Annotated in this window: 1 pseudogene; it reads left to right on the top strand. The window is 40.2% G+C overall.

The window, feature by feature from the left end:
* A pseudogene (locus AS888_RS25080) lies at positions 1 to 376 on the top strand (transposase); the annotation flags it as partial.

Here is a 376-nt window from a genome sequence, read left to right as displayed (position 1 = left end):
CACGTCCTCGTACAAAAGAAGGATTCTTTCGCAAACATGACTATGTTTACGATGAACACTTTGATTGTTACCTTTGCCCTTCGGGAGAAACTTTAAAGTAATCAACAACAAATAAAGAGGGCTATCGCGAGTACAAATCGCCCAAACAAATTTGTGCAACATGCTCATTTTTATCACGGTGTACGGAAAGCAAAGACCATCAAAAAGTAGTGACACGGCATATCTGGCAAGCATATGTGGAAGAAGCAGATCATCTGCGTCATCATCAAGAGGTAAAACCTATATATGCGAAACGCAAAGAAACGATTGAGCGTGTATTCGCAGATGCAAAAGAAAAGCATGGTATGCGTTGGACTACTTTAAGGGGACTTAAAAA

Source organism: Peribacillus simplex (assembly GCF_001542915.1).
In the GTDB taxonomy this organism is placed as follows: domain Bacteria; phylum Bacillota; class Bacilli; order Bacillales; family DSM-1321; genus Peribacillus; species Peribacillus simplex_B.
This window is presented reverse-complemented; position numbering and strand designations above follow the sequence as displayed.